The organism is Pantoea sp. NGS-ED-1003 (assembly GCF_000738765.1).
GTDB classification, from domain to species: Bacteria; Pseudomonadota; Gammaproteobacteria; order Enterobacterales; family Enterobacteriaceae; genus Pantoea; species Pantoea septica.
Window position 1 is genome coordinate 280891 of the sequence record NZ_JPQA01000006.1, and the last position, 26424, is coordinate 307314.

Sequence of the window (26424 nt, forward strand, 5' to 3'; positions counted from 1 at the left end):
AAACCAGGAAATCATCATGATCGACACGAAAAAAATTGAACAACTTGCGCGTCAGGTGCACGAGGCGATGCCGAAAGGGATTCGTGAATTTGGCGACGATGTCGAAAAGAAAATTCGCCAGGTTCTGCAGGCGCAGCTGACGCGTATGGATTTGGTCAATCGTGAAGAGTTTGACGTGCAGACGCAGGTGCTGCTGCGCACGCGTGAAAAGCTGGCCGCGCTGGAGCAGCGCCTGGCGCAGCTGGAAAGCCATCAGCCTTCCGCGCCCGCTCCAGCGGTCGTTACGCCCGATCCGGCAGGCAAGATCGACACCCCGCAGTAAGCTTTAACGGCGGGCGCGATGCGCCCGCCCGCATCACTACTCGCCGCGAATGGTTTTAATAATGTTGGTGGTTGAGATGCCGTCCTCGAAATTCAGCACGCGCACGTCGCCGCCGTTGGCCCACACCTCTTTGCTGCCCGCGATATCTTCCGGCTTGTAATCGCCGCCTTTTACCAGCAGATCCGGCAACACGCTGGCGATCAGGCGCTGCGGCGTATCCTCTTCAAACGCCACGACCCAGTCCACCGCTTCCAGCGCGCCGAGCACAATCATGCGATTGACCAGCGGATTCACCGGACGGCTGCTGCCTTTCAGGCGCTTCGTCGAAGCATCGCTGTTGACCGCCACAATCAGGCGATCGCCCAGCTTGCGCGCATTGGCCAGGTAAGAGACGTGGCCCGCATGCAGAATGTCGAACACGCCGTTGGTCATCACCACTTTCTCGCCGCGCTTGCGCGCTTGCTCGACCGCGATTTTAAGCTGCGCTTCGTTCATAATGCCGAAGCCCTCTTCCGGACGCGCATGAATGGCGTTTTCCAGCTCGACCGGACTCACGGTCGAGGTGCCCAGCTTGCCGACCACGACGCCCGCCGCCGCGTTCGCCATAAAGCAGGCATCCTCAAGGGAGTCGCCTGCCGCCAGGGTCGCCGCCAGCACGCCGATTACGGTATCGCCCGCGCCGGTCACGTCGAACACTTCCTGCGCCTGCGTCGGCAGATGAAGCGGCGCTTTGCCAGGCTGCAGCAGCGTCATGCCATTTTCAGAGCGCGTCACCAGCAGCGCCGAGAGCTCATAATCCGCCACCAGCTGCATGCCGCGGCTGACGATCTCCTCTTCGTTTTTACATTTGCCGACCACCGCTTCGAACTCTGACAGGTTTGGCGTCAGCAGCGTGGCGCCGCGATAGCGCTCGAAGTCGGTGCCTTTGGGATCGATCAGCACCGGCACGTTAGCCTCGCGCGCCAGGCGAATCATGGTCTGCACGCTGGCGAGCGCCCCTTTCGCATAGTCGGAGAGCACCAGCGCGCCGGCGGCCGCCAGCGACTGACGCAGGCGCTGATGGATCGGCTCTGGATCGACCTGCTCGAACCCCTCTTCGAAATCGAGGCGCAGCAGCTGCTGGTTGCGCGACAGCACGCGCAGTTTGGTAATGGTGGGATGGGTTTTGACCGCCACGAAGTCACAGCGAACGTTGACGTTTTTCAGCGTTTCGCTCAGCACGCGCGCCGCATCATCTTCGCCGGTCAAGCCGATCAGCTGCGAGGCGGCACCCAGCGCTGCAATGTTCATCGCCACGTTTGCCGCGCCACCGGGACGCTCTTCGATAGCGTCCACTTTTACCACCGGCACCGGCGCTTCAGGAGAGATACGGCTGGTTGGGCCATACCAGTAGCGATCCAACATCACATCGCCTACAACCAGTACCGAAGCACGGTCGAACGCGGGCAAAGTAACTTTCATTCCAGACACTCCAGACTGCAGTAAAAATAGTGCGCGGATGATAGCACAGATGCGATCTGCGCTATCAACAGGCGCTTTAAGGTGCGGGCGGCGACGCCAGCCAGCGCTGCCAGCTCGCCATTACGGTTTGCCGCTCGGCGGCGAAGGCGTCCGGCTCGACGTGGCCGGGCAGCTCCTGCAGCGCCAGATGATGCAGCGCGTCGCGCAGCGTCACGTAGGCATGCGTCAACGCCTGCGCTTCCGCCTCCGGCATTTTGTCGTAGCGCGCCGCCAGTTCGAATATGCGTACGTTGTCGGACCAGCGCGTCAGCTCGGGCTGCTCGGCGGCCCAGGCTAAGACAAAATATTGCGCGATGAATTCAATGTCGGTAATGCCGCCCTCATCGGTTTTGATCTCCCAGCGCCCTTTGTGCCGGTTGCTGAGGTGCGCGCGCATTTTTTCGCGCATCTCGCGCACCTCTTTTTGCAGCGCCTTCGGCGCGCGCGGCAGGCAGAGAATGGCGCGGCGGATAGCGTTAAAGCGCCCCGCGAGCGCCTCATCGCCAAACACCACGCGGGCGCGCACCAGCGCCTGATGCTCCCAGGTCCAGGCCTCGTGGCGCTGATACTCGTCAAAGGCGTCAAAGGTGCTGACCAGCATGCCTGCGGCGCCGGAAGGGCGCAGCCGTGCGTCCACTTCGTAGAGGATCCCCGAAGCGGTGCGCGTGCTGAAGAGATGCATAATGCGCTGCGCCAGGCGCAGATAGAACTGACGGCCGTCGATGCTGCGCTCGCCGTCAGTGACCGTCTCTGCCGGGCAGTCATGCAGAAACACCAGATCGAGATCGGAGCTGTAGCCCAGCTCCCAGCCGCCCAGCTTGCCGTAGCCCAGCACCGCGAAGCCGCGCTCGTGCTCGTGCTCGTTTTTCAGATGCTGCGGCCGGCCATAGCGCTGCACCATCATCTGCCACGCCTGCTGCACTACCGATTCGATGATAGCTTCCGCCAGCCATGTTAAGTGATCGCTCACTTTCATAACCGGCAGCGTACCGGCGATATCCGCCGCCGCAATGCGCAGCAGCTGCGCCTGCTTGAACTGACGCACCGCCTCCAGCTGCTGCTCTTCATCATCTACCGGGATGCGCATCAGATACTGGCGCAGCTCATCGCGATAGGCGTCGGTGGCGGTCGGCTGATAGAGCGTGGCGGGATCGAGCAGCTCATCCAGCAGCAGCGGATAGCGCGCCAGCTGGCTGGCGATCATCGGCGACGCCGCGCACAGGCGGATCAGGTGCCGCAGGGCGCCGTGATATTCGGTAAGCAGCTCCAGATAGGTACTGCGCGTGAGTACGCCCAGCAAGAGCGGAACAAGGCGGCTGAAGGTGACCGCGGCGTCGTCGCGCGGACAGACTTCGCTCAGCAGCCGCGGCATCAGCTGGTCGATCGCCAGCCGTCCGCGCGGCCCGATGGTGCGGCGGCTGATGTCCTGGCGAAAATCGTCCAGCGCGCGATGCAGCGTCCGGCGCTGTTCATCGTCGAGCTGCGGCACCAGCGGCGCCAGCTCGGCATCTTCGAGCGAATCCTGCCACATGCCGCTGAATTCCAGCAGCTCCGGCTGATCGCTTATTTCGGGAATATCTTCGCCAATTAGCTCGTCGAAAATGGCGCGCACCGCCGCCATATGCGTCTCAAGCTGCGCCGTCAGCGTGGGCCAGCTCTCGGCGTTCATCGCCCAGGCGAGCCGCGCGCGGTTAAGCGCATCGTCCGGCAGCGTCTGGGTCTGTTCGTCATTGAGGCTTTGCAGCAGATTCTCCAGACGACGCAGGAAGAGGTAAGCGTCGCGCAGCGTCGCGACCTGCTCCGGCGTCAGCAGCCCCAGCTCACCGATGGCTGCAAGCGTCGGCAGCAGAGAACGCAGCTGTAGCGAGCGCTCACGCCCGCCGCGTATCAGCTGAAAGACCTGCACGATAAATTCGGTTTCGCGAATGCCGCCCGCGCCCAGCTTGATATTGTTGGTCAGCCCGCGCCGCCGCACTTCGCGGGTGATCATGCTTTTCATATTGCGCAGCGACTGAATCACGCTGAAGTCGATATAGCGGCGATAGATAAAGGGGCGCAGCATCTGCTGCAGCTCCTGGCTCCAGCGATCCTGATCGTCGCCCATCAGGCGCGCCTTGACCATCGCATAGCGCTCCCAGTCGCGGCCCTGCTCCTGGTAGTAATCTTCCAGCGCGGCGAAGCTCAGCACCAGCGGGCCGCTGTCGCCGAAAGGGCGCAGCCGCATATCGACGCGGTAGACGAAGCCGTCCATGGTGGGCTGATCCAGCACCTTGATCAGCCGCTGCCCCATGCGCGTGAAGAACTGCGCGTTATCCAGCTCGCGTCGTCCGCCGCGCGTCGCGCCGTTTTCCGGCCAGGCGAAGATCAGATCGATATCGGAAGAGAAGTTGAGTTCGCCGCCGCCCAGCTTGCCCATGCCGAGGATCAGCATCGGCTGCGGTTCGCCCGCGCTGTTGCAGGGCGTGCCGAAATCCTGGCAGCACGCCTGGTAGACCCAGTCGCGCGCGCGGCCGATCAGCACCTCCGCCAGCACGCTAAGCTGCCGCAGGCTCTGTTCGGTGCTGGCTTCGCCCAGACACTGCATCCAGGCGACCCGCACCAGCATGCGGCGGCGAAACAGCCGCAGCGCGCGCATCAGCGCCGCCTCGCTGTCTACCGCGGCGAGGTCGTCATCCAGCCAGCGCGCATAGTGCTGCCACTCCTCCGGCTGTGGCGCCTGCTGCTGGATCGCCAGCCACCATTCAGGGTGACGTTGCAGGTTCTCGGCGATGAAATCACTGAACGCCAGCGCGGCGCGCTGCGCGTCGGTTAAGGCGTCGGCAGCGACGCCAAGGCGCTCGGCCGCGCTGGCCGCCTGCGCCTGTAATTCAGCGGGTAACTCTAACAACGTCTTCTCTCCCTGATGGGTCAGATCATCGTGGCGCGCTGCTGTTCAGCCAGAAAGCCGGCTGGCGAATCGCCTGGTTCGCCAGCGATCGCAGCCAGTGCTCCTGATTTTGCGCTATAGACTGTTGCAGCTGCTGCCACGGCGCCAGCCAGACGGAAACGGCTTCCGCCGGGTAGGCGCCTGCCAGCAGATGCACCGCCAGCAGCTGACGCGACAGGCGCGTCGCCTTGTCGTGATATTCGTTCAGCTGCTGCACGTCGCTGAAGGTCTCTTTAAGATCGGCTGCGATGCGGCTCAGCATGATGTCGCTGAAACGCTTGAAGGAGCCATCGAGCTTCGCCTGGTTTTTGGCATCGATCCAGCGCCGCCACTGCGACTCCACCAGCCAGTGAGTGAGCGCTAACTGGGTCTCTACAGAGAGCGACGAGAAGCTCAGCGCCTGCGCATCTTTAACCGGCTCGGCGAGGGTCTCTTCCAGCGTCGTGAGCTTCTGGCGCAGCTCGCTGCTCGCCTTGCGCGGCACCAGTGCGCCAAACAGAGAGAAAGCCTGACGCAGCGCTTCCAGCGCTTCGACGACGCTGCGCTGCGCCTCGGCGTTGCCGCGCAGCCAGACTTCTTCATGGTATTGCCAGTGGCTCAGGGCGCTCGACATCGCGGTCACCATCCCCTCTTCCACCGTCGCTTTCGGCGCGGCTTTCAGCAGCGGGAACGGACGCAGCGGTCGCGGCGGGTTGCCCTGCGCCAGCTGATAGCCGCGCGCCGCTTTGCTCAGACTGCCGAGACGCAGGCCGCCGATGGCGATCAGCTCGCGGGCGAAGGTCATCATGTCGCCGCGCTGGCCGCTTTTCAGTTCCAGCTCCACTTCAAACAGATCTTCGCTCAGCGTCTCCGTGGCGACCGCGCCGCGATCGAATGCTACTTCCACTTCGCTTTCGCCTACCTGAACCAGCCAGGTTTCGCGCTGGAAATGGGTGCTAAAGAGCGGCTGCAGGCGCTGCTGCAGCGCGGCGACGTCGGTGCCCTGCGGCCAGACCTCGGCGGGCAGCCGCGCGATATCGAGCTTCGCCTCGGGCAGGTCGATGTTATATTCCGCGCGCTGATGCAGGCCGCCGAGCGTTTTCCCGGCGCTCTTCAGCGTCATCTCATGGTGACCATCAACGCCGCGAATGCGCAGGCCCATATCCCAGCGGCGCAGCTGGTTGTCATCTGTCTCAAAATAGATGTTGCTTAGCGCCCGCGCGGCCTGATGCTGGTGCGGGTAAGCGGCGAGAGCCTGCGTCAGCTTGCTGGCGACGTCAGGCGTGGCAATGAACTTTAGTTCGATTTCGATGGTCATAATTTTTTATTCAATACGCTGCTGGCACTTACGAGGATTATCTGGCGAAGAGTAATGCACAGAAGGCAGGCTGTCTCGGCTTTCTTTGCGCTTTCGCTACCCTTTTCGCAGGGAAATGAGACCAGGATAGTTCTCATTCAGATTTATGCGAGGCGGTTCCAGACTGTGCCGGTAAATTTACAGACCCCCAAGCTAAAACGACATCGAATGAAAAAAATTGTAATCGCAGGCCTTACCTTGCTGGCTATCAGCACGCTCGCACCAGCCCATGCAGATGAAAAACGCTACATCTCCGACGAATTATCCACCTGGGTTCGCAGCGGACCGGGCGATCAGTATCGCCTGCTCGGCAAGCTGAACGCGGGCGAAGAAGTGCAGCTGGTGCAGACCAACAACGATACCAACTACGGCCAGATCCGCGATTCGGAAGGCCGTACCGTCTGGATCCCGCTGTCGCAGCTCAGCGCAGAACCGAGCCTGCGCACCCGCGTGCCGCAGCTGGAGCAGCAGGTCAAAGATCTGACCGCGAAGCTGGGCAATATCGACAACAGCTGGAACCAGCGCACCGCCGAGATGCAGAACAAGGTCGCCAATAGCGACAGCGTCATCAACGGGCTGAAAGAAGAGAACCAGAAGCTGAAAAACGAGCTGATCGTGGCGCAGAAAAAAGTCAGCGCCGCCAACGTTCAGCTGGATGACAAGCAGCGCACCATCATCATGCAGTGGTTTATGTATGGCGGCGGCGTGCTGGGCGTCGGCCTGCTGCTGGGTCTGGTGCTGCCGCATATGGTGCCGCGCCGTAAGAAAAAAGATCGCTGGATGAACTAAGTTTTTTCCCGCGTTTTGCGTTCCGTGCGCCAGGGGCATCCTTTGATGCCCTTTTCGTCATGCCTGCAATCTGGCCATTGTGTGCAACAATAGAGCAACAAGCGCGCTGAATGTTTAGCGGCGGATGTGCCGTCCGGCGCGCCTTTTTATTATCTCTGGAGTTGTTGAGTGAAGACGTATTTAGTAGGCGGCGCCGTTCGCGATGCGCTGTTAAAACTGCCGGTTAAAGACCGGGACTGGGTAGTGGTCGGCGCGACGCCGGAGGCGATGCTGGCGCAGGGCTTTCAGCAGGTCGGTCGCGATTTTCCGGTCTTTCTGCATCCGCAAAGCCGTGAAGAATACGCGCTGGCGCGCACCGAACGCAAAAGCGGCAACGGCTATACCGGCTTCGTCACCTGGTCCGCACCCGACGTGACGCTGGAGCAGGATCTGCAACGCCGCGACCTGACCATCAACGCCATCGCGCAGCGGGAAAACGGCGAGCTGATCGATCCCTTTCACGGCGAGCGCGATCTGCAGGCGCGTCTGCTGCGCCACGTTTCTGACGCCTTTAACGAAGATCCGCTGCGCGTGCTGCGCGTGGCGCGCTTTGCGGCGCGTTTCGCCCACCTTAACTTCCGCATTGCCGACGAGACCCAGGCGCTGATGCGCCAGATGGCGGCCAGCGGCGAGCTGAGCCACCTTACCGCCGAGCGCGTCTGGAAAGAGACGGAGAAGGCGCTAACCTCGCGCAATCCGCAGGTTTACTTCCAGACGCTGCGCGACTGCGGCGCGCTTGAGGTGCTGTTCCCCGAGCTCGACAGACTGTTCGGCATTCCCGCGCCAGCGAAGTGGCATCCGGAGATCGATACCGGCGTGCACACCCTGATGACGCTGACGCTGGCGGCGTCGCTGTCGGACGAGATCGATGTGCGTTTCGCCACGCTGTTCCACGACGTCGGCAAGGCGCTGACGCCGCCGGAGAAGTGGCCGAGCCATCACGGCCACGGCGCCGCGGGCGTGCCGCTGGTGGAAGCGCTCTGCCAGCGTCTGCGCGTGCCCAACGCCATTCGCGATCTGGCGCTGATCGTTACCGAATTCCACGACGTGGTGCATACCATCGAACGTCAGTCGGCGGACGCTTTAGTGGCATTGTTCGACCGCATCGACGCCTGGCGCAAGCCGCATCGGGTTGAGCAAATCGCGCTGACCAGCGAAGCGGACGCGCGCGGCCGCGCTGGCCTTGAGAGCATGCCCTATCCGCAGGGCGACTACCTGCGTCAGGCGTTCGCGCTGGCGCAGTCGGTGCCGACCAAAGCGGTTATCGAGGCGGGTTTTAAAGGGGCAGATGTGAGAGAGGAGCTGACGCGGCGTCGTATCGTCGCCGTGGCGCAGGGCATTGCAGAGATGCGGCCAGCCTGATTGCTGGCCGCGCAGGCGTTACATAAAGATGGCGTAGACCGCTGCCGCGACGATAAAGCGGTAGATGGCGAACGAGACGAACGAGATACGCTTGATCAGCTCAAGGAAGGCCTTGATGGCAATCAGCGCCACGACGAAGGCGGTCACGAAGCCGACGGCGAACATCGGCAGATCGTTCATCGTCAGGAAACCGATGCTTTTATAGAGATCGAGGCCGGTAGCGCCCATCATCATCGGCACGGCGAGGATAAACGAGAACTCCGACGCCGCGTAGCGGCTGACGCCCATCAGCATGCCGCCGGAAATAGTGGCGCCGGAGCGAGAGAAGCCCGGCCAGAGCGCGAGGCACTGGAAGCAGCCGATCATAAAGGCCTGGCGATAAGTGATATCGTCAATGCCCACCGCTTTCGGCTGTTTCGGCTTCAGGTATTCCGCCACCAGCAGCAGTACGCCGCCGACTACCAGCGCGTACATTACGTTGATCGGGTTAAACAGCGTTTTGATCTGGTCATGCAGCAGCAGCCCGATGACCACAGCCGGGATCATGCCCAGCAGGATATGGATCAGCGTCAGATGGCCGCGACCTACTCCTTCATGCTTCACCTGGCCGAAGTGAATGCCGATTAAGCCAAAGAGACGACGCCAGAACATCACCACAACCGCAAGAATGGACCCGAGCTGGATCACCACTTCGAAGGTTTCCGCTTTATCGCCTTCAAAACCCAGCAGGTGGCCGACAATAATCATGTGCCCCGTGGAGGAGACCGGCAGAAACTCCGTCAGCCCCTCCACGATGCCCAGGAATGCAGCCACCCAAAGCTGATGAATATCTGCCATCACATTTTCCTTATATCCGTTTCAAACCCATTAAAAAGGCGGTTGCGAGTCTGCTTCCGCCTGAAATTTTGCCATCGCCTGCCTGAGGGAAACCTTAAGGCTTTCGGCGACCTGTGCGTTTCACAACGCAACGGCGCCTGTTATGACAGACAATAATTTGGGTTGGTTTCATTGTGATGGCAATCACAACGTATTCATTTAGGAATAGTCCCGCGCTCGATGCGCACGCCCACCTGGTTTGCCTGCGCCACCGCGCCCGGTTTGGCGACTTTAATGCGCACGCCTGGCGTGCTGAAACGGGTCATCAGCAGGTCCGCGATTTCCTCCGCTACCCGCTCCACCAGCGCGAAACGCGTGCCGCTCAGGTGCGTGAGGATCGCCTCAGAGACGTCGGCGTAGCTCAGACAGTCGTTTACATCGTCGCTGCGCGCCGCCAGCCGATTGTCCCACGCCATTTCGACATCGAGCACCAGCTTCTGCTGAATGCCCTGTTCCCAGTCGTAAACGCCAATGGTGGTGTACACCGTGAGTTGCTCGATAAAAACGATATCCATGATGACAGTCTCTGTTTTTGGCTAAGCCGGATACCACTTCCGGCATATAATGCGTATTATCCACGGTTCACGAAGACAAAACGACCCTAAAGGAAACGGTACGGTAATATGAGTGCTATCGCGCCTGGTATGATTTTTTTCGCGTATCTTTGCGGTTCGATTTCGAGCGCCATTCTGGTCTGCAAAATCGCCGGACTGCCCGATCCGCGTACTCAGGGTTCAGGTAATCCTGGCGCGACCAACGTGTTGCGCATCGGCGGCAAAGCCGCTGCGGCCTGCGTTTTGATTTTCGATATTCTCAAAGGCATGGTGCCGGTCTGGCTGGCCTATCTGCTGCATCTCGCGCCGCTTTATCTTGGCCTTACCGCTATCGCGGCCTGTCTCGGCCATATCTATCCGGTCTTTTTTCGCTTTCGCGGCGGCAAAGGCGTCGCCACCGCGCTGGGCGCCATCGCGCCTATCGGCTGGGATTTAACCGGGCTGATGACCGGTACCTGGCTGCTGACGGTGCTGCTGAGCGGCTATTCGTCGCTGGGCGCCATCGTCAGCGCGCTGATTGCGCCTTTTTACGTCTGGTGGTTTAAGCCGCAGTTCACCTTTCCGGTGTCGATGCTGTCATGCCTGATTTTGCTGCGTCATCACGACAATATTCAGCGGCTGTGGCGCGGGCAGGAGAGTAAAATCTGGAAGCGCAAGAAAGCGCGCGAAGAAGAGAAGAAATAAAGCCGGCGATGCCGGCTTTTTTACGTTAGATAGCCGGCAGTTCCGCCAGCGGCCAGCGAGGCCGTACGCTGACGCCCAGCCCGCCGCGCGTGCCGCCCTTCAGACGCACCATGCCCGCATAGGCGATCATCGCGCCGTTGTCGGTGCAGAACTCAGGACGGGCATAGAAGACTTCTCCGCCGCGCGCCTGCATCATCTGCGCCATCCGCTCGCGCAGCGTGCGGTTGGCGCTGACGCCGCCCGCGATTACCAGCCGCTTAAAGCCGGTTTGCTCCAGCGCGCGCTTGCACTTGATCATCAGCGTATCGACCACCGCATCCTCGAAGGCGCGGGCGATGTCGGCGCGCGTTTGCGCGTCGTCCGCATTCTCGCGAATGGTATTGGCGGCAAAGGTCTTCAGGCCGGAAAAGCTAAAGTCGAGTCCGGGACGATCGGTCATCGGACGCGGGAAGGTAAAACGTCCCGCCACGCCCTGCTGCGCCATTTTCGACAGCATCGGGCCGCCGGGATAGTCGAGCCCCAGCAGCTTGGCGGTTTTGTCGAAGGCTTCGCCGGCGGCGTCATCGATAGACTCGCCCAGCAGCGCATATTCGCCAATGCCGGTTACGCTAATCAGCTGGGTATGACCGCCCGACACCAGCAGCGCCACAAACGGGAACTGCGGTGGGTTTTCCTCCAGCATCGGCGCCAGCAGATGCCCTTCCATATGGTGTACCGGAACCGCAGGCACCTTCCACGCGAAGGCGAGCGAGCGGCCGATAGTAGCGCCGACCAGCAGCGCGCCGACCAGGCCAGGCCCCGCCGTATAGGCGACGGCGTCGATCTGCTGCGGCTGCAGGTTCGCCTGTTTCAGCGCCGCCTGAATCAGCGGCACGGTTTTGCGCACGTGATCGCGCGACGCCAGTTCCGGCACCACGCCGCCGTAATCGGCGTGCAGTTTCACCTGGCTGTAAAGCTGATTGGCGAGCAGACCCGCTTCGTCATCATAGATTGCGATGCCGGTTTCATCGCAGGATGTTTCAATACCCAGAATTCGCATAGCGCTTACCCCTTACTTGCGGCGCGCAGTGTAGCATAGCCACGCCTGCGTTCGTCGACGCTTTCGCTGCAAAAAGTGATTTCGTGGCGCGCAAAGAGTGCGCTATACTCCGCACCCTTGAAATAAACCGGCAGCCGCATCGGCAAACGCTCCTGTTGGTTCTTAATTGTCCATGGTGCTTTACAAACCGACTCGCGTTGGAGTAAAATGCTGCACCATTTTGAAATGTGCTGACGCCGCAGTCAGCAGCAAAAACCGAATTTTATCGAGGTGAGAGTTACATGCCGGTAATTAAAGTACGTGAAAACGAGCCATTCGACGTAGCACTGCGTCGCTTCAAGCGTTCCTGCGAGAAAGCAGGCGTTCTGGCTGAAGTTCGTCGTCGTGAGTTCTATGAAAAACCGACCACAGAACGTAAGCGCGCTAAAGCGTCTGCAGTTAAGCGTCACGCCAAGAAACTGGCTCGCGAAAACGCACGCCGCACTCGTCTGTACTAAGTACCTCCGGAGGTTCGCCTCCACCGCGTGTTAAACGCAGACAGAGTCAAGTAAGAGGCCGTGCTTTCCGAAAGGAAGCGCGGCTTGTTGCCGTTTATGAGCTGAAAAACTGGGGCTTATGGCTGGAAGAATCCCGCGCGTTTTTATCAATGATCTGCTTGCCCGCACGGATATCGTGGATCTTATCGATGCCCGCGTTAAGCTGAAAAAGCAGGGTAAGAACTTCCACGCGTGTTGTCCCTTCCACAATGAGAAAACCCCCTCTTTCACCGTAAACGGCGAGAAGCAGTTTTATCACTGTTTCGGCTGCGGCGCGCACGGCAACGCCATCGACTTTTTGATGAATTACGATCGGCTGGAATTTGTCGAGAGTATCGAAGAGCTGGCGACGCAGCATGGTCTGGAAGTGCCCTATGAAGCGGGCAGCGGCCCGAGCCCGATGGAGCGCCATCAGCGCCAGAGCCTTTATCAGCTGATGGAAAACCTTAACGGGTTTTATCAGCAGAGCCTGACGCAGTCCAATGCGCGCGCGGCGCGCGACTATCTCAGCAACCGCGGCTTAAGCGCCGAGGTTATTGAGCATTTCGCTATCGGCTTCGCGCCGCCGGGCTGGGATAACGTTTTAAAGCGCTTCGGCAGCAATAAAGAGGATCGCGAGTCCCTGATGGAAGCCGGCATGCTGGTTTCCAACGATAAGGGCCGCACCTATGACCGCTTTCGCGAGCGCGTCATGTTTCCGATCCGCGACAAGCGCGGACGCGTAATTGGTTTCGGCGGCCGCGTGCTGGGCAACGATACGCCCAAGTACCTGAACTCGCCGGAAACCCCGATTTTCCATAAGGGCCGCCAGCTTTACGGCCTCTATGAAGCGCAAAAGAATCATCCGCAGCCTGCCCGCCTGTTAGTGGTGGAAGGCTATATGGACGTGGTGGCGCTGGCGCAGTTCGGCATTGATTACGCCGTGGCGTCGCTGGGCACCTCCACGACGGCGGAGCATATCCAGCTGCTGTTCCGCAGCACCGATACCGTGATCTGCTGTTACGACGGCGACCGCGCGGGTCGGGAAGCCGCCTGGCGCGCGCTGGAAACCGCATTGCCTTACATGAATGACGGACGTCAGCTACGCTTTATGTTTTTGCCGGACGGCGAAGATCCGGACACGCTGGTGCGTAAAGAGGGCAAAGAGGCGTTTGAAGCGCGTATGGAGCAGGCGATGCCGCTCTCCTCTTTCCTGTTCGACTCGCTGCTGCCGCAGGTCGATCTGAGCACGCGCGACGGCAAAGCGCGCCTGAGCACCCTGGCGCTGCCGCTGATTAGCCAGATCCCCGGCGAGACGCTGCGCATCTATATGCGTCAGGAACTGGGTAATAAACTCGGCATTCTTGACGATAACCAGCTAGAGAAGCTGATGCCGAAGCTGGCGCCCAGCGGCGTAGCGCCGACAGCACCGCCGCTCAAGCGCACCACGATGCGCGTACTGGTGGCGCTGCTGGTGCAAAACCCGCATCTTGCGACGCTGGTGCCGACGCTTGAAGGTCTGGCGCAGGTAAAGATGGCCGGCCTACCGCTGTTTGCTGAATTAGTCAGCCGTTGCACCGAGAATCCTGGATTGACTACCGGACAGCTACTAGAGTTATATCGCGGAACAAATTTTAGTCAGACGCTTGAAACCTTGGCCACGTGGAACCACATGATAGTGGATGAGGAAGTTGAAGCGGTGTTTCATGATTCGCTGGCGAGTATTTACGACGCCGCGCTTGAACAGCGTCTGGAAGAGCTGATCGCTCGCGATCGCACCCAGGGTTTAAGCGCGGAAGAGCGCCGCGAATTCTGGACGTTAAGCCAGGCGCTGGCGAAAAAGTAGAATTTTCACTGGGTCAGAATGTTGCACGTAGTTTAAGGCGCATCTCTGGCCCATTCGTTTCTGGGGCAATGCGCCGCAAGCCGAGGCTAAGCGACGCGATAAGCGAAGCCGGAAACGTAACGAATTTGGCATTACGCAGCGCGCGCTGTTAGCACGACTGGGGCGACGAAGCCGGCCAGTTCAGAGCGCGCTGGCAGACAGGCCAGAACGCACAGCAACAGAGGCGTAGCCTCGAACAGAATACAAAGCGGCTTAAGTGCCGATATATGAGGGGCAAAAGCCCTGGCCGCGACGAAGGCAGCGGCAATAATACAACGCCTTCACTGTTATAGTTGGCTCGCTGCCGACCGACACCAATCTAATTAACAGAAGTGTGGATACCGTCTTATGGAGCAAAACCCGCAGTCACAGCTTAAGCTGCTTGTCACCCGTGGTAAGGAGCAAGGCTATCTGACCTATGCTGAGGTCAATGACCATCTGCCGGAAGATATCGTCGACTCCGATCAGATCGAAGACATCATCCAGATGATTAACGATATGGGTATTCAGGTGGTGGAAGAAGCCCCTGACGCCGACGATCTGATGCTGAACGAAAACAGCGCCGATACTGACGAAGATGCCGCGGAAGCCGCCGCTCAGGTGTTATCCAGCGTAGAATCTGAAATTGGCCGCACCACCGACCCTGTGCGCATGTATATGCGCGAAATGGGTACCGTTGAGCTGCTGACGCGCGAAGGCGAAATCGACATCGCCAAGCGTATCGAAGACGGTATCAACCAGGTACAGTGTTCGGTTGCGGAATATCCGGAAGCCATTACCTATCTGCTGGAGCAGTACGATAAAGTCGAAGCAGGCGAATCTCGCCTCTCTGATCTGATCACCGGCTTCGTGGATCCAAACGCTGAAGAAGATCTGGCGCCTACCGCCACCCACGTCGGCTCCGAGCTGTCTCAGGAAGACCGCGACGATGACGAAGATGAAGACGAAGAGAGCGAAGACGACAGCTCCGACGACGATAACTCGATCGATCCGGAACTGGCGCGCGAGAAATTCGTCGAGCTGCGCACGCAGTATGAAACGACCCGCCTTGTTATCAAGAGCAAAGGTCGCAGCCATGCTGACGCAGTAAAAGAGATCCAGAACCTTTCTGACGTCTTTAAGCAGTTCCGCCTGGTGCCGAAGCAGTTCGACTACCTGGTGAACAACATGCGCGAGATGATGGAGCGCGTGCGTACGCAAGAGCGCATCATCATGAAGCTGTGCGTTGAACTGTGCAAAATGCCGAAGAAAAACTTCATCACGCTGTTTACCGGCAACGAGACTAGCGAGAGCTGGTTCAAAGCCGCGCTGGCCATGAATAAACCCTGGTCAGAAAAGCTGAAAGAAGTGGAAGAAGATGTGATGCGCTGCCTGCAGAAACTGCATCAGATCGAAGAAGAGACCGGCCTGACCATCGAGCAGGTAAAAGATATCAACCGTCGCATGTCTATCGGCGAAGCGAAAGCGCGTCGTGCGAAGAAAGAGATGGTGGAAGCGAACCTGCGTCTGGTGATTTCAATCGCGAAAAAATATACCAACCGCGGTCTGCAGTTCCTCGATCTGATTCAGGAAGGCAACATCGGCCTGATGAAAGCGGTTGATAAGTTTGAATACCGTCGTGGTTACAAGTTCTCGACCTATGCGACATGGTGGATCCGCCAGGCGATCACCCGCTCTATCGCCGACCAGGCGCGTACCATCCGTATTCCGGTGCATATGATTGAGACCATCAACAAGCTCAACCGTATCTCGCGCCAGATGCTGCAGGAGATGGGCCGCGAGCCGACGCCGGAAGAGCTGGCCGAGCGCATGCTGATGCCGGAAGACAAGATCCGCAAAGTGCTGAAAATCGCCAAAGAGCCTATCTCTATGGAGACGCCGATTGGCGACGACGAAGATTCGCATCTGGGCGACTTTATCGAAGACACCACGCTGGAGCTGCCGCTCGACTCTGCAACATCCGAGAGCCTGCGTTCAGCCACCCACGACGTGCTGGCGGGCCTGACCGCGCGCGAAGCCAAAGTGCTGCGCATGCGTTTCGGCATCGATATGAACACCGACCATACGCTGGAAGAGGTGGGCAAACAGTTCGACGTTACGCGTGAGCGTATTCGTCAGATTGAGGCAAAAGCGCTGCGTAAGCTGCGCCACCCAAGCCGTTCGGAAGTGCTGCGCAGCTTCCTGGACGACTAATCCGCTAGCGTTAAAAAAACCCCGGCTCGCCGGGGTTTTTTATTGCCCTTTTTTCGCTACCGGCTATTTCACGCCCTGCTGCAGCGCATCATAGAGCTGCCGGTATGCCTCGACGATCTCGTCGAGCGAGGCGCGATTCAGCCCGCTGGGATTAGGCAGCACCCAGACCTGAGTCTTACCCATAAAAATGCCCTGTAAGCCCCACTCCACCTTGCGCTGATTAAAGGCGCGCTTGAAGGCGTCTTTGCCCAGGATCGCCAGCACGCGCGGCTGGTAGTTAAGCACCTTGTCGGTCAGGCGCGCGCCGCCGTCGCGCAGCTCCTCAGCGGCCAGCTGATTCGCCTGCACGGTGGGGCGCTCTACCAGCATGGTGATGCCGCAGCCGGTCTCCAGCAGCCGCTGCTCCTCTTCGGGCCGGAGCTGCTCCCGGGTAAAGCCAGCCAGATAGAGCACCTTCCAGAAGCGGTTGCCGGGATGCGCGAAGTGATAGCCGGTGTGCGCCGTGGAGTGGCCGGGATTAATGCCGCAGAACAGCACTTCCAGCCCAAGGGCGATGATGTCGCTGATATTGTGCTCGCTCATGCCGCCTGCTCCAGTCCGGTGCGGCGCTTCAACGCCTCGCGGCTGCGCGCCAGCATGGCCGCCGAGAGCGCTTTATCGGAGCAGGCGCGCGCCAGCGCCAGCGCGCCGACCATCTCAGCCAGCAGGCTGCTGGCGAGTGCCTCGGCGTCGCGCTGTCCCAGCTCGGCAAGCAGTTCGCCTAACCGCTGCAGCATCGACGTCACGCCCTGGGTAAAGACAGTTTTCGCCTCTTCCGGCAGATGGCCGACCTCGCTGACCAGCGCGGGCACCGGACAGCCCTCGGCGCGGCAGTCGCGATGCGTCTCCGAAAGGTAGTAGTCTATCAACGCGCTCAGCCGCGCGGCCGGATCCACGCCCTGCCACAGCGGCGCCATACGCTGCGTTGAGTCGGTGAACATTTCGGCGATAACCGCCTGCACCAGCGCCTCGCGCGAGTCGAAGTGCGCATAGAAGCCGCCGTGCGTCAGCCCGACGCGCTTCATCAGCGCCGCCACGCCGATGCTTTCCGTGCCGCATTCGCGCATTACCCGCGCTGCCTCATCCAGAATGCGCTGCCGCGTGCGCGCCTTATGGCTCTGTTTATCCATCGCTCTTTTCCCGCTGATAGGTTCTGCTGTTCATAGTAATTATTACGACCATCATATTCCAGCTTGACGATGCATATGACGATCGTCATATTAACTATAAATATGACAACCATCATACAACAGAGGTTTACCATGTCAGCATCATCGCAAGGCTTTGCTTTAATCACCGGCGCATCCAGCGGTATCGGCGCCACCTACGCACGACGCCTCGCGGCGCGCGGCTACGATCTGATTCTGGTGGCGCGCGACCAGGCGAGACTGGAGACGCTGGCGCAGACGCTGCAACAGCAGCATCAGATTGAAGCACGTATTCTGCGCGCCGATCTGACCGATGCGGACGATCTGCTGCACGTCGAGCAGGAGCTGCGGGACAACACGGCGATTACCCTGCTGGCAAATAACGCCGGCATGAGCGTCGACGGCGAGTTTATCGACGCCGATATCGATCGCATTCAGACCATGCTGGCGCTCAACATCATCGCTCCTACCCGCCTGGCGCATGCGGCGGCCAATGCGTTTCGCGCACGCGGACGCGGCGTGATTATCAATGTCGCCTCGGTGCTCTCGCTGATGCATGAGATGTTCAACGGCGCCTATAACGGCAGCAAATCCTTTGTGCTGACGCTGACCCGCTCGATGCAGCGCGAGCTGGAGAACAGCGGCGTGCAGGTGCAGGCCGTCCTGCCAGGCGCTACGCGGACAGAGATCTTCGACCGCTCCGGCAAGTCGATTGACGAGCTGCCGGCCGGTATGATTATGGAAGTGGAAGAGATGGTGGATGCCGCGCTAGCGGGGCTGGAGGCGGGCGAAGCGGTGACCATCCCGGCGCTGGAGGAGATCGCGCTGTGGCAGGAGTATGACCGGGCGCGCGGCGCGATGCTGCCCTATCTTTCCCTGAGCCAGTCGGCGACGCGCTATCGGGAGTGAGAAGTTGATGCTTTTCAGATGGGAGCGAGGGTAAAAACCCGATCAGAGACGGGCCTGAGCGGGTTTGCTTACCCGCTTTTGCTGGAAGGTACAGGTAAAATTAGGCCATGTGTTCTGGAAATGTTTAGTTTAATCAAGCACTCATGTGATGAGCGTTTTTTCAGCATCTGGCGAGGGAGTGCTGGATTGCCTTAAACAGATACATTATAATCCCCGCTCCGCTGGCCCCTTAGCTCAGTGGTTAGAGCAGGCGACTCATAATCGCTTGGTCGCTGGTTCAAACCCAGCAGGGGCCACCAAATTTTAGCTTTAAAATCAAGCATTTAAGCCACCTTTTCTTGGTGGCTTTTTCGTTGATGCCGCTGTCATTGGCAGCAAAATGGCAGCAGATTTTTTTCCTCACATCAATCTGGCAACTCACACATGAAAAAATTTCTTCTGGCGCTATCTATGCTTCCTGCCCTAACCGCCGTAGCTGCGCCGATACCTGAGCAGGTCGAAAAAACGCTTAAAACGTATCAATATGATAATTATGTTTTGAGAAATGGAGTTTTATCCCTAACTCTTCGAAAATCCATGGTTAATAAAGACTCTGCCTATTTCTTCTTTTCAGGAATCTGCAACACGATTTTTGTTCATCCTTGGGATGAAAAACTAATTACATCAATGCGCATCCTGAATTCAACACAAGATCAGGGGTTCGAATTTAGCGGCGGGGGGAAAGAGTGTAAGCAGGCAGGAGCTTTAGGCTTTGACGAAAGTAAAAAATTCATTGAATCGCGCACTTCAGAATTATAAGCCCGCTATCGCGGGCTACTCTTACAGCCAGAGTCCACCCTGTAAATTCCTGTCCGGATGTGGCGTTACAGGTTTAACTTTTCCAGGGTTCATTATAATGTCTGCGACTGTCTCGTGAGATTTGAAGGTACAGCCGCAGTTAAGGTTTTGGCATTGGTTGTAGCGCTCTTTAGTCGTTTTAGAAACTTGGAAACTACTGCGCGTATGGGACGCGTTCCCACACAATGGACAATTCATCATAACTAAACCTCGCATCTCGTTTTGGGTGGATAGTACACAAAAAAACCCAATTGGGATACTTCTTATTCCATTTCCAATGAGTCTATTTTTACCTCAAGATCAATGCTTGTTGTAAAGCCACTGTCCGCGCTGAGGCTGTGCGTAAGCGTCGTTACAATCCATTCTCCCGCGTCTATCTGCTGCTTGAAGCCGCTCACCTTTACCGGCATTTCGGTGTAGAGATCTGCCCGGCCGCGAGCCAGCTGTATAGAAAATGACGCAACCCCGCGCTGCAGGCGCTCCCAACGCATTTTGGCCGCGCGCTCTGCATTGGCCCGATTTGCATAGGTACGGCTCAGCACCAGGACGTTTTCATCCGTTCCGATCAGGTAATCGCCCTGCTTGGCTTCTGGCTCTTTTTTCTTTGTCGTCTTTTTCCGCCTGCGCTTTACTTTCGCCACCGGTTTTTTTGTCGGTTCGCGGGTATGCAGCCAGCTGGCAATCACGCCGGTGTAGGCGTCGCGGTCAGCCATAGTAAAGCGGTGGCTGTCGCCGTCCTTGCGTTGAATGGTTATCACCGGCAGCGCCTTACCGCTTGCCGTTTTTCCCTGCCCCTGGCGTATAAACAGCAGATTGCCGTTTTTGATAGAGGCTATCGCGCCTGACTGTTTGGCCAGGCGCATCAGAAAGCTGGCGTCTGACTCGTTGGTCTGGTCAAGGTGATCTACGGCCATCTTCGCTACATCATCACCCAGGGCGATCTTCAGCTTGTGTCGCCCGGCGATGTCTTTCACGATGTCGCCCACGGTAGTCTGGTGCCATGATTTTTCACGCTTAGTGTTGAGCGTCTGCCTGAAGTCGGCGCTGCGGGCGCGCAGGGTCAGCCGGTCAGGCGTGCCGGAGTGCTCAATCTCATCCACGATAAAGGTGCCTTTCGGAAAAAGCGCCTCACCCTGCCAGCCGAGCGCGAGCGACAGAGATACGCCCCGGCGAGGCAGCAGCAGCTGGCAGTCTGCGTCGTCCAGCTCGATGTCCAGCTGGTCAGCCTCAAACCCTCTGTTATCCGTGAGCGTCAGGCTCATAAGCCGCTTCTCAATCTTCTGTGTGATGTCCGCGCCCTCAAGCGTCAGCCTGAAAGAAGGGGAATTTGCCTGCCCGTTTATCCATTTCGTGGCGCTCATGAAAGCAGCCCTCCCATCATGCTGGTAACTTTACCCGCGGCGTCCGTCGCCGCGCCCTTCATGGCTGAGAGCTGATCGCTCAGACTGCCGAACATTTCGCCCAGCGTTTCGTCGGTGCGCTTCAGGGTGAGCGTGAACTCAATGCGCCGGCAGACGCCACTGCTGAAAAACTCCGCTTTGGTCTGGCTCAGGCTCTCGATCACAAACATGCCGTAAATGGTGCCGCTTCCTTCTATCAGCGGCCACGCGCGCCCCAGCTCTGCTATCTGCTCCAGCGCCAGCAGTGACAGCCTGCCACCGGTAATCTCCGGCAGCAGAACGCCCGAAAGCGTCAGCGTTTCATTATCCGGCCCCAGAAACTGGAGGGACGAGCGCACGCCGACGCGGCTGTTTGACGGAAACCGCCAGCTGCGCTGGATCTGCAGCTCCTGATAAGGGACCGTCTGCAGCATGAAAACGAACATCCCCAGCGTCATCATCATTATTCAATTCCTTCTCTGTCGTGGTAGCTGCTGCGGGCGCGGGCTTTTGCCTGTCGCTCTTTTGCCTCAAGTCTGCGCATAACTTCGTCCGCCACGTCCTGCGCGCTCTGCCCTTGCTGCTGCATGATCGTGATAGAGGCATTAACGGTCACGGGCGACATACTGGCCGCCGGCTGCGGTCGTGCCGCTTCCTGCCGGTATGTCTGCGCGGGGTGGCTCATCGGATGTAGCGGACGCGCAGCCGCTGGCGTTGCGGCCATGCCCATCGCCAGCGCGGCAGAGGCGGCCAGCGCGGCAGTGCGGCGGCGGCTGGTTATGTTGGCCGGGCCGTTCACAATTTCGGGCCCGTTTTCCCCGACGATGCCGAACTGCCCGGACGGAATATGCCCGCCGGTGTCGTACATTCTCGGAAAAGCCGGAAAGCCGCCCGCCGGCAGCGCCACTTTCCCGTCTGCCGTGACCTGCGCCGGGCGTGTTCGTGCTGCCTGCGCCGGTGTGCCTGGCTTGCCGTTGCCGGGCTTCAGAAAGTCCGGCAGGTAATCAGTCAGTGAGGACAGTTTGCTTTTAAGCGCATCCCATTTCTGGCTGATGCCTGCCATCAGGCCATCAATCATCTGCGAGCCAGCTTCCTGAAAGCGCGCGGGCAGCGCCTTCACATCGGCCACGATTTCATCCCATTTGGTGCTGATGTAGGTGCGGATGGCCGTCCATACATTGCTGACTTTGGTGCTGATGCCATCCCACAGCGCGGCAAATTTCGGCCCCAGCGTGTCCCAGTTCTGCCAGATATATATGGCCGCCATAGCAATCAGCCCGACCACGGCCAGAATGGGGTTCGCCATCATCAGCCGCCCCAGCCACAGCACGCTGTTACCGACTACGCCAATTGCCTTGCGCATAAGCCCAAATGAGGTAAATGCCTGAAGGCCCGTCTTGTTCATAAGCATACGCATTAGCAGCATGGGGCCGATTGTTGACGCAAAGACCAGCAACGCCGCGCCTATCCCTGCTGTCACGATGGCAAATCCCGCCGCTATCTTGAACAGCGCCGCCGTCAGTTGCGGGTGCTGTTTTACAAACGTGCCTAATGCACCAGCGAGATTTCCCAGCCAGTCGGCCACCTGTTTAAGCACTGGCGCGACCGTCTCACCAATTGCAGCCATTGCATTAGTAAACGAGCCGCTCGCCGCATCCCAGCGGTTTGACAGCGTCTTTAACGAGGCGTCTACGCGCTCGCGCAGGGTCGCCTGGTTGTCTAGCTTCGCAGCAGTTTCCCGATAACCCTCGATCCCCTTGCTGATCATGATGTTCAGCGCCTGCAGGGTTTCAGCATCATCACCAAACAGCGTATTTAAAACGGACTGCCGCTTGCTGTCGCTGGTGATTTTCTTCAGCTTCGCCAGCTGCGCATACAGATTTTCCAGTCCGGCAAACTGTCCCTTTTTGTTCTGGAAATTCAGCTTTATCCCTGTGCCAGCCAATACATCATTCGCGTCACCAATTTTTTTATTATTGAGCGTTGCCTGAAAAATCTTGCGGTAGGCGTTGCCCGCCGACTCGCCGGACATGCTGGCCTGATCGGCCATAACCAGCAGTGGCGCGAAGGTTCTCGCAGCAGTGATCCCTTTCTGGTGAATGATGTCCATGGCGCTGCCGATTTTGGAAAAGCCCTGCAGCATGTTTCCCGAATCCACGCCCGCATAAAATCCCTTCTGAATAATGTCGGTGAGCGCCATCATGTCCTTTTCGCTGGTCTGCGTGGCGTCCTGCAGCTTCGCCGCAAACTCCGCCGCATCGGTCGGGGCCATCTGCAGCTGTACGCCGAGATAGGCCGTCGCCTCACCCAGCCCGCCCAGGATCGCCTGCGCGCTCATGCCCTGGCGGCGCAGCATGGTCATCATGTTCTGAAAGTCCGCCGTGGTGCCGGGCAGCTTGTCGCCCAGGCTCACCGCCAGCCTGTTGATTTTTTCATACTCCGGCAGCACCTTAGCGCCCGGCCCCATCATGGAGGCGGCCAGCTGCGTCGCGGCGTTCTCCGAATCCGCATAGGCGCGCACCGGGGCCATCAGGGTCGCGCCGGTAGCAACGCCTGTTGCCACCATGCCCGCGCCGTTACCGGCCAGCTTATTGCGCGTCTCGGTCAGCTTTTCATGCCGTGCCTGGATGTCGCGTATCTTCTGCTGGCGCTCGCCGAGCTTGCGCAGCTCTGCCTGCTGGCGCTCGATGGCCCCGGTTGCCGCCTGCGCGTCCGTTTTTAGCCGGCGCTGCGCCTCGCTCAGCTGTTTTGTGTCAATGCCCGCCGCGTTCAGCGCCTCACGCTGGCGCTGCACCGACAGGCGCAGGCCGTTGTATGTCTGCTGCAGCTGGCTGGCGCGGTTCTTTGCCTGCTCAAGCAGCCGGGCCTGCTGCGCCGTGGGTCTGTTCGTTTCGGTAAACTGCACGGCAAGGCGCGCCGCTTCCTCGCGGGCGGCCTTCAGGTTGTTGGCGGTAATGGCAAGCTGTGAGCGGGTTTTGCGGAATCCGTCAATGCGGCCCGCCTGCTCGTTAAGGGATTTCAGGCCGTCTTTGCTGGCCTTCAGCGCGGCCGACAGCTCCTTAGAGCCGTCGCGCGCGCTGCGAAAGGGGCGCGTGATTTTATCCACCGCGCTTAATACCACCTGCAGCCGCAGGTTTGTGTCACTCATCGTCACCGGCTCCGCTACGCTGCATCGCTTTATGCCGCCATTCCAGCACGTCCGTCAGAGACTCCGCGTACATCACCGGCGGCGGCCAGTGAAAAACGGTAGCGATGTCCGCTACCAGATCTTCTACCGTCAGGCTGTCGGGAAAGCTGACAGCGCCGACTTCGGCAACAAAAAAGTGATCACCTCGACCGACAGGGACAGCAGATCGGCGGGGTCCATTTCGTTAATTTCCTGCACGGTCAGCGCCGGGTTCGTGACGCGCGGCAGCACGGCCATCATCGCGTTCACGTCCATGTCCATCAGCGCCTGCAGGCGGATGCCACGCAGCGCCCCGGCCTGCGGCTTGCGCACGGTCACGCTGGTAACTTCGGTTTTGCCGCGCAGAATGGGGGTGTCCAGCTCAACAGCTTTTTCGGTAGTTTTGTCGGTCATAATTATTTTCCGTTTATACGTTTCAGAGCGGCAGGGCTGCCCCTGCCGGGTTTATCAGAGGCCGAGCGCGTTACGGTGCGCTTCCATGAGGTCGGTGCCGTCCACGATGTGGATCATGTTCACGAGGTCAATCTCGTAAACCACTTCGTTGTTAATGGTCAGCTTGGCGTAGCTGTTGGTCGCGGACACCTTGGTGGTGCTTGAATCGCCGGTCTTCCACTCGCCGGAATCCAGCTCTTTGTAGCGGCCGCGCGTGACCAGCTCGACCGCCTGCACTTCGCCGGTGTCGTCGCGCTGGATAGAGCCGGTAAAGCGCAGCTGCACGCCGTCCACGGTGGCGGTGCCCAGCTGCTTGAACAGCAGCGCCTCGGTGCCGCCTACAGTGAATTCCGTATCCAGCGCGCCGTCGTCCAGGCCCATGTCGATGTCTACCGCACCGGCCATTCCGCCGCCGCGGTACTTCTCAAACTTGCGGGTGACTTTCGGCAGCGTGATGGACTCAACCAGCCCCTGCCAGTTGTTGCCTGCGTTAAACACGTTCAGGTGCTTGAGCTTGCGGGGTAATGCCATGTTTCAGTCTCCTTATGCGCTCACGCGGCTGCTGAAATCGACCAGGTACTGGTCGGTGATGCGCTGGCGCAGCAGCAGGTTTTCAAGCGGTGGCACCGGCGTGTAGTCGTAGTCGATGGTCAGCTTGCCCGCCTTCAGCGTGTCCTTGTCGTTCACGCTTTCATCCAGCCAGCAGTCTGCCCCGATGAGGTAGCCCTGATTCACCAGGCTGCGCAGCTTCGCGCGAATGCTCTCGATGATGTCGCGAGCCAGCGACGGGTTCAGCGGACCGTCAACGGCCCACATCTGCGCCTCTGCCATGGTGTCCATCAGCACCTGCGCGGTGCGGGTGTAACACTCAAACTGAAAAAGCGCGTCGTCGCTCAGGCAGCGGGAACCCCAGAAGCGGAAACCGTCTTTGCGAATCAGTGTGGTGACGTCGTTCTGGTTCAGCAGGCCCGCGTCCGTCGCCGGATCCTGCAGGTCCCAGAACACGTCTTTGGAAATGCCGGTGACGCCGTTCACCCCGACGTTTGAGAGGGACTTGTGCCAGCCGGTTTGCTCGTCGATTTTGGCGCGCAGACCGAGCGCGCGGGCGGTGGCGTAGGCCGTCGCGTCCGCTTTCAGCACGGTGTCAAAGTTGATGAAATCAGGCCAGATAAGCATCCCTTCGCGCTGGCTGAAGTTGGCGCGGTAGGCGATGGCTTCTTCTACGCTTTTGCAGCCGTAGGCCGACAGGTAGGCAAAGCCGCGCAGGCTCTGCGCCACGCTCAGCAGCTCGGTCGCAACGGCCTGCGTGTCATGTCCCGGCACGCCGAGAATGCGCGGCTTGACGCCACAGACGGCCTGCGCGGCCAGCAGCGCCTTCATGCCGGTGCGCTGGCCGTCGGTCACGCCGCCGATGATGTTAGCGGTGGTTTCTGCCTCGGTTTCGCCCTGCGGCACGCGTACAACGACGGTGACGGGCTTGGACTGGTCGGCGATGGCGTCCAGCGAGCGGGCCAGCGTGCCGGACTCACCAGCCTTGCCGCTGGCAGTGAGCACGTCGGTCAGCAGCACCGGGCGGTTGAGCGGAAAGGTTGCCGCGTCGGCGTCGTCGCCGGTGCAGACCAGACCGACGATCGCCGTGCTGACGGTGGTAATAGTTCGGGTGCCCTCGTTGATTTCCTCAACGCGCACGCCGTGGTGATAATCCTGAGCCATGTGGCGGTTCTCCTGTAAAGGGGTTCCGCTATGGTGAAAGGTGGCGGGCACTGGCGCACCCAGCAAGCATTGTGCAGGTATTCACACAATGGCGCGTTTGCTTTTGCGAAGGGCTTCCTGTTCAGCGGCGGGGATATACCGGTAAATAGTCTTGACCGAGACGTCCAGCACCAGAGACACCTGCAGCAGCGTAGCACCCTGCGCCAGCATACATCGGGCGCGATGCACAACACTGTCCGTCATCTTTCGCCGCCTCCCTCCGATCCTGCCCCGATCACGCGCAACTGCCAGCCCGGCACGGGTGCGCTCTACAATCAGCTCGCGCTCCATTTCAGCCAGCGCCCCCATGACGTGAAAGAAAAACCGTCCGGCGGCCGTGCTGGTATCAATGCTGTCAGTCAGGCTACGAAAATTCACGCCGCGCTCGCGCAGTTCTTCGGTGAGCGTAACCAGATGCCTCATGCTTCGGCCGAGCCGATCCAGCTTCCACACAACCAGCGTGTCACCCGGCTGCAGGCAGCGCAGCGCCTTTTTCAGTCCAGGCCGGTCGCTGGTTTTACCGCTCATTCTGTCTTCAAATATCAGCTCACAATCTGCACTCTGTAACGCTTTACGCTGCAAATCCGTGTTCTGGTCATTTGTTGATACCCTGATGTAACCGATCAGCACGTCAAATTCTCCGCAAATGGCCGCAAGTGTGCCAGCGCGGACCGGTGCAGGGCCAGTGGTTTGCTTCTCATAAACCTCGGTTTAGGCGAAG

The 26424-nt window shown here is 59.5% G+C and carries 26 protein-coding genes and 1 tRNA gene; 10 read left to right on the forward strand and 17 right to left on the reverse strand.

Annotation, left to right across the window (positions count from 1 at the left end; genetic code table 11):
- Positions 1 to 16: 16 nt before the first annotated feature.
- Positions 17 to 322, forward strand: a complete 306-nt coding sequence (locus tag JS46_RS14365) for an accessory factor UbiK family protein (protein ID WP_033752486.1) — start codon at positions 17 to 19, stop codon at positions 320 to 322.
- A 36-nt stretch (positions 323 to 358) separates the two neighbouring features.
- Here JS46_RS14365 and hldE read toward each other — a convergent pair whose 3' ends face one another.
- From hldE to JS46_RS14380, 3 genes are all read right to left on the reverse strand, one after another.
- Positions 359 to 1783: a bifunctional D-glycero-beta-D-manno-heptose-7-phosphate kinase/D-glycero-beta-D-manno-heptose 1-phosphate adenylyltransferase HldE gene (hldE, locus tag JS46_RS14370; RefSeq protein WP_033752489.1), complete on the reverse strand. Its 1425-nt coding sequence runs from the start codon at positions 1781 to 1783 to the stop codon at positions 359 to 361.
- A gap of 76 nt (positions 1784 to 1859) precedes the next feature.
- Complete coding sequence (gene glnE, locus JS46_RS14375) at positions 1860 to 4709, reverse strand: bifunctional [glutamate--ammonia ligase]-adenylyl-L-tyrosine phosphorylase/[glutamate--ammonia-ligase] adenylyltransferase (protein WP_033752490.1); 2850 nt, start codon at positions 4707 to 4709, stop codon at positions 1860 to 1862.
- A gap of 25 nt (positions 4710 to 4734) precedes the next feature.
- Complete coding sequence (locus JS46_RS14380; RefSeq protein WP_033752491.1) at positions 4735 to 6045, reverse strand: inorganic triphosphatase; 1311 nt, start codon at positions 6043 to 6045, stop codon at positions 4735 to 4737.
- 207 nt (positions 6046 to 6252) lie between these two features.
- Between JS46_RS14380 and JS46_RS14385 the strand changes: the two genes are divergently transcribed.
- Positions 6253 to 6873 (forward strand): TIGR04211 family SH3 domain-containing protein, encoded by a 621-nt coding sequence (locus JS46_RS14385; protein ID WP_033752493.1) that lies wholly within the window; start codon positions 6253 to 6255, stop codon positions 6871 to 6873.
- A gap of 168 nt (positions 6874 to 7041) precedes the next feature.
- Complete coding sequence (locus tag JS46_RS14390) at positions 7042 to 8274, forward strand: multifunctional CCA addition/repair protein (protein ID WP_033752495.1); 1233 nt, start codon at positions 7042 to 7044, stop codon at positions 8272 to 8274.
- 18 nt (positions 8275 to 8292) lie between these two features.
- Here JS46_RS14390 and bacA read toward each other — a convergent pair whose 3' ends face one another.
- On the reverse strand, positions 8293 to 9111 hold the full coding sequence (gene bacA, locus JS46_RS14395; RefSeq protein WP_033752498.1) for an undecaprenyl-diphosphate phosphatase: 819 nt from the start codon (positions 9109 to 9111) through the stop codon (positions 8293 to 8295).
- A gap of 194 nt (positions 9112 to 9305) precedes the next feature.
- Positions 9306 to 9665 carry a bifunctional dihydroneopterin aldolase/7,8-dihydroneopterin epimerase gene (gene folB / locus JS46_RS14400; RefSeq protein ID WP_033752500.1) on the reverse strand — a complete coding sequence of 120 codons (360 nt, stop codon included), beginning with the start codon at positions 9663 to 9665 and terminating at the stop codon, positions 9306 to 9308.
- Positions 9666 to 9773: 108 nt separating this feature from the next.
- Between folB and plsY the strand changes: the two genes are divergently transcribed.
- Positions 9774 to 10388: a glycerol-3-phosphate 1-O-acyltransferase PlsY gene (gene plsY / locus JS46_RS14405; protein WP_033752503.1), complete on the forward strand. Its 615-nt coding sequence runs from the start codon at positions 9774 to 9776 to the stop codon at positions 10386 to 10388.
- A 25-nt stretch (positions 10389 to 10413) separates the two neighbouring features.
- On the opposite strand, the gene tsaD is transcribed toward plsY, so the two are convergent.
- Positions 10414 to 11427: a tRNA (adenosine(37)-N6)-threonylcarbamoyltransferase complex transferase subunit TsaD gene (gene tsaD / locus JS46_RS14410; RefSeq protein ID WP_033752505.1), complete on the reverse strand. Its 1014-nt coding sequence runs from the start codon at positions 11425 to 11427 to the stop codon at positions 10414 to 10416.
- 281 nt (positions 11428 to 11708) lie between these two features.
- On the opposite strand from tsaD, the gene rpsU reads away from it, so the two are divergent.
- From rpsU to rpoD, 3 genes are all read left to right on the forward strand, one after another.
- Positions 11709 to 11924 carry a 30S ribosomal protein S21 gene (gene rpsU, locus JS46_RS14415; protein WP_001144069.1) on the forward strand — a complete coding sequence of 72 codons (216 nt, stop codon included), beginning with the start codon at positions 11709 to 11711 and terminating at the stop codon, positions 11922 to 11924.
- A gap of 118 nt (positions 11925 to 12042) precedes the next feature.
- The gene (gene dnaG / locus JS46_RS14420; protein ID WP_033752513.1) at positions 12043 to 13788 is read left to right on the forward strand and encodes a DNA primase; all 1746 of its coding nucleotides are present in this window, start codon (positions 12043 to 12045) and stop codon (positions 13786 to 13788) included.
- Between the two features lie 387 nt (positions 13789 to 14175).
- Complete coding sequence (gene rpoD, locus JS46_RS14425; protein ID WP_033752514.1) at positions 14176 to 16020, forward strand: RNA polymerase sigma factor RpoD; 1845 nt, start codon at positions 14176 to 14178, stop codon at positions 16018 to 16020.
- 63 nt (positions 16021 to 16083) lie between these two features.
- Here the strand turns inward: rpoD and mug are convergent, their stop codons facing one another.
- Both mug and JS46_RS14435 read right to left on the reverse strand, forming a co-directional pair.
- Positions 16084 to 16602 carry a G/U mismatch-specific DNA glycosylase gene (gene mug, locus JS46_RS14430; protein ID WP_033752515.1) on the reverse strand — a complete coding sequence of 173 codons (519 nt, stop codon included), beginning with the start codon at positions 16600 to 16602 and terminating at the stop codon, positions 16084 to 16086.
- Positions 16599 to 17189, reverse strand: coding sequence for a TetR/AcrR family transcriptional regulator (locus JS46_RS14435; protein WP_033752517.1), 591 nt, complete (start codon positions 17187 to 17189; stop codon positions 16599 to 16601). The genes mug and JS46_RS14435 overlap by 4 nt, the downstream gene beginning before the upstream one ends.
- A 132-nt stretch (positions 17190 to 17321) precedes the next feature.
- On the opposite strand from JS46_RS14435, the gene JS46_RS14440 reads away from it, so the two are divergent.
- From JS46_RS14440 to JS46_RS23870, 3 genes are all read left to right on the forward strand, one after another.
- On the forward strand, positions 17322 to 18116 hold the full coding sequence (locus tag JS46_RS14440; protein ID WP_033752518.1) for an SDR family oxidoreductase: 795 nt from the start codon (positions 17322 to 17324) through the stop codon (positions 18114 to 18116).
- 223 nt (positions 18117 to 18339) lie between these two features.
- Positions 18340 to 18415 (forward strand) — tRNA-Ile (locus tag JS46_RS14445).
- 124 nt (positions 18416 to 18539) lie between these two features.
- Complete coding sequence (locus JS46_RS23870) at positions 18540 to 18914, forward strand: hypothetical protein (RefSeq protein ID WP_033752520.1); 375 nt, start codon at positions 18540 to 18542, stop codon at positions 18912 to 18914.
- A 21-nt stretch (positions 18915 to 18935) separates the two neighbouring features.
- Here the strand turns inward: JS46_RS23870 and JS46_RS23470 are convergent, their stop codons facing one another.
- The 9 genes from JS46_RS23470 to JS46_RS14485 all read right to left on the reverse strand — a co-directional run bounded on the left by JS46_RS23470 (position 18936) and on the right by JS46_RS14485 (position 26333).
- Positions 18936 to 19154 (reverse strand): ogr/Delta-like zinc finger family protein, encoded by a 219-nt coding sequence (locus tag JS46_RS23470; protein WP_072010442.1) that lies wholly within the window; start codon positions 19152 to 19154, stop codon positions 18936 to 18938.
- Between the two features lie 62 nt (positions 19155 to 19216).
- On the reverse strand, positions 19217 to 20314 hold the full coding sequence (locus JS46_RS14455) for a phage late control D family protein (protein ID WP_033752521.1): 1098 nt from the start codon (positions 20312 to 20314) through the stop codon (positions 19217 to 19219).
- On the reverse strand, positions 20311 to 20796 hold the full coding sequence (locus JS46_RS14460; protein WP_033752523.1) for a phage tail protein: 486 nt from the start codon (positions 20794 to 20796) through the stop codon (positions 20311 to 20313). The genes JS46_RS14455 and JS46_RS14460 overlap by 4 nt, the downstream gene beginning before the upstream one ends.
- On the reverse strand, positions 20796 to 23480 hold the full coding sequence (locus tag JS46_RS14465; protein ID WP_033752524.1) for a phage tail tape measure protein: 2685 nt from the start codon (positions 23478 to 23480) through the stop codon (positions 20796 to 20798). The genes JS46_RS14460 and JS46_RS14465 overlap by 1 nt, the downstream gene beginning before the upstream one ends.
- The gene (locus JS46_RS24620; protein WP_072010443.1) at positions 23473 to 23613 is read right to left on the reverse strand and encodes a GpE family phage tail protein; all 141 of its coding nucleotides are present in this window, start codon (positions 23611 to 23613) and stop codon (positions 23473 to 23475) included. Before JS46_RS24620 ends, JS46_RS14465 begins: the two co-directional genes overlap by 8 nt.
- Complete coding sequence (locus tag JS46_RS14470; protein ID WP_033752527.1) at positions 23610 to 23912, reverse strand: phage tail assembly protein; 303 nt, start codon at positions 23910 to 23912, stop codon at positions 23610 to 23612. Before JS46_RS14470 ends, JS46_RS24620 begins: the two co-directional genes overlap by 4 nt.
- 54 nt (positions 23913 to 23966) lie before the next feature.
- Positions 23967 to 24482, reverse strand: a complete 516-nt coding sequence (locus JS46_RS14475) for a phage major tail tube protein (RefSeq protein WP_033752530.1) — start codon at positions 24480 to 24482, stop codon at positions 23967 to 23969.
- 12 nt (positions 24483 to 24494) lie between these two features.
- Positions 24495 to 25664: a phage tail sheath protein gene (locus JS46_RS14480; protein WP_033752533.1), complete on the reverse strand. Its 1170-nt coding sequence runs from the start codon at positions 25662 to 25664 to the stop codon at positions 24495 to 24497.
- An 81-nt stretch (positions 25665 to 25745) separates the two neighbouring features.
- Entirely contained in the window at positions 25746 to 26333 is a 588-nt protein-coding gene (locus tag JS46_RS14485) for a recombinase family protein (protein WP_033752535.1), read from the reverse strand.
- Between the last annotated feature and the right edge of the window lie 91 nt (positions 26334 to 26424).

What these genes read in the sequence shown, in the direction of transcription:
- mug (WP_033752515.1), bottom strand. Translation starts at nt 16,602, where the DNA reads ATGAGCGAGCACAATATCAGCGACATCATCGCCCTTGGGCTGGAAGTG.
- bacA (WP_033752498.1), bottom strand. Translation starts at nt 9,111, where the DNA reads ATGGCAGATATTCATCAGCTTTGGGTGGCTGCATTCCTGGGCATCGTG.
- JS46_RS14365 (WP_033752486.1), top strand. Translation starts at nt 17, where the DNA reads ATGATCGACACGAAAAAAATTGAACAACTTGCGCGTCAGGTGCACGAG.
- JS46_RS14465 (WP_033752524.1), bottom strand. Translation starts at nt 23,480, where the DNA reads ATGAGTGACACAAACCTGCGGCTGCAGGTGGTATTAAGCGCGGTGGAT.
- JS46_RS14475 (WP_033752530.1), bottom strand. Translation starts at nt 24,482, where the DNA reads ATGGCATTACCCCGCAAGCTCAAGCACCTGAACGTGTTTAACGCAGGC.
- hldE (WP_033752489.1), bottom strand. Translation starts at nt 1,783, where the DNA reads ATGAAAGTTACTTTGCCCGCGTTCGACCGTGCTTCGGTACTGGTTGTA.
- rpsU (WP_001144069.1), top strand. Translation starts at nt 11,709, where the DNA reads ATGCCGGTAATTAAAGTACGTGAAAACGAGCCATTCGACGTAGCACTG.
- plsY (WP_033752503.1), top strand. Translation starts at nt 9,774, where the DNA reads ATGAGTGCTATCGCGCCTGGTATGATTTTTTTCGCGTATCTTTGCGGT.
- JS46_RS14480 (WP_033752533.1), bottom strand. Translation starts at nt 25,664, where the DNA reads ATGGCTCAGGATTATCACCACGGCGTGCGCGTTGAGGAAATCAACGAG.
- rpoD (WP_033752514.1), top strand. Translation starts at nt 14,176, where the DNA reads ATGGAGCAAAACCCGCAGTCACAGCTTAAGCTGCTTGTCACCCGTGGT.
- JS46_RS14440 (WP_033752518.1), top strand. Translation starts at nt 17,322, where the DNA reads ATGTCAGCATCATCGCAAGGCTTTGCTTTAATCACCGGCGCATCCAGC.
- tsaD (WP_033752505.1), bottom strand. Translation starts at nt 11,427, where the DNA reads ATGCGAATTCTGGGTATTGAAACATCCTGCGATGAAACCGGCATCGCA.
- JS46_RS14380 (WP_033752491.1), bottom strand. Translation starts at nt 6,045, where the DNA reads ATGACCATCGAAATCGAACTAAAGTTCATTGCCACGCCTGACGTCGCC.
- JS46_RS23470 (WP_072010442.1), bottom strand. Translation starts at nt 19,154, where the DNA reads ATGATGAATTGTCCATTGTGTGGGAACGCGTCCCATACGCGCAGTAGT.
- JS46_RS14435 (WP_033752517.1), bottom strand. Translation starts at nt 17,189, where the DNA reads ATGGATAAACAGAGCCATAAGGCGCGCACGCGGCAGCGCATTCTGGAT.
- dnaG (WP_033752513.1), top strand. Translation starts at nt 12,043, where the DNA reads ATGGCTGGAAGAATCCCGCGCGTTTTTATCAATGATCTGCTTGCCCGC.
- folB (WP_033752500.1), bottom strand. Translation starts at nt 9,665, where the DNA reads ATGGATATCGTTTTTATCGAGCAACTCACGGTGTACACCACCATTGGC.
- JS46_RS14470 (WP_033752527.1), bottom strand. Translation starts at nt 23,912, where the DNA reads ATGACCGACAAAACTACCGAAAAAGCTGTTGAGCTGGACACCCCCATT.
- JS46_RS14460 (WP_033752523.1), bottom strand. Translation starts at nt 20,796, where the DNA reads ATGATGATGACGCTGGGGATGTTCGTTTTCATGCTGCAGACGGTCCCT.
- JS46_RS14455 (WP_033752521.1), bottom strand. Translation starts at nt 20,314, where the DNA reads ATGAGCGCCACGAAATGGATAAACGGGCAGGCAAATTCCCCTTCTTTC.
- JS46_RS23870 (WP_033752520.1), top strand. Translation starts at nt 18,540, where the DNA reads ATGAAAAAATTTCTTCTGGCGCTATCTATGCTTCCTGCCCTAACCGCC.
- JS46_RS14385 (WP_033752493.1), top strand. Translation starts at nt 6,253, where the DNA reads ATGAAAAAAATTGTAATCGCAGGCCTTACCTTGCTGGCTATCAGCACG.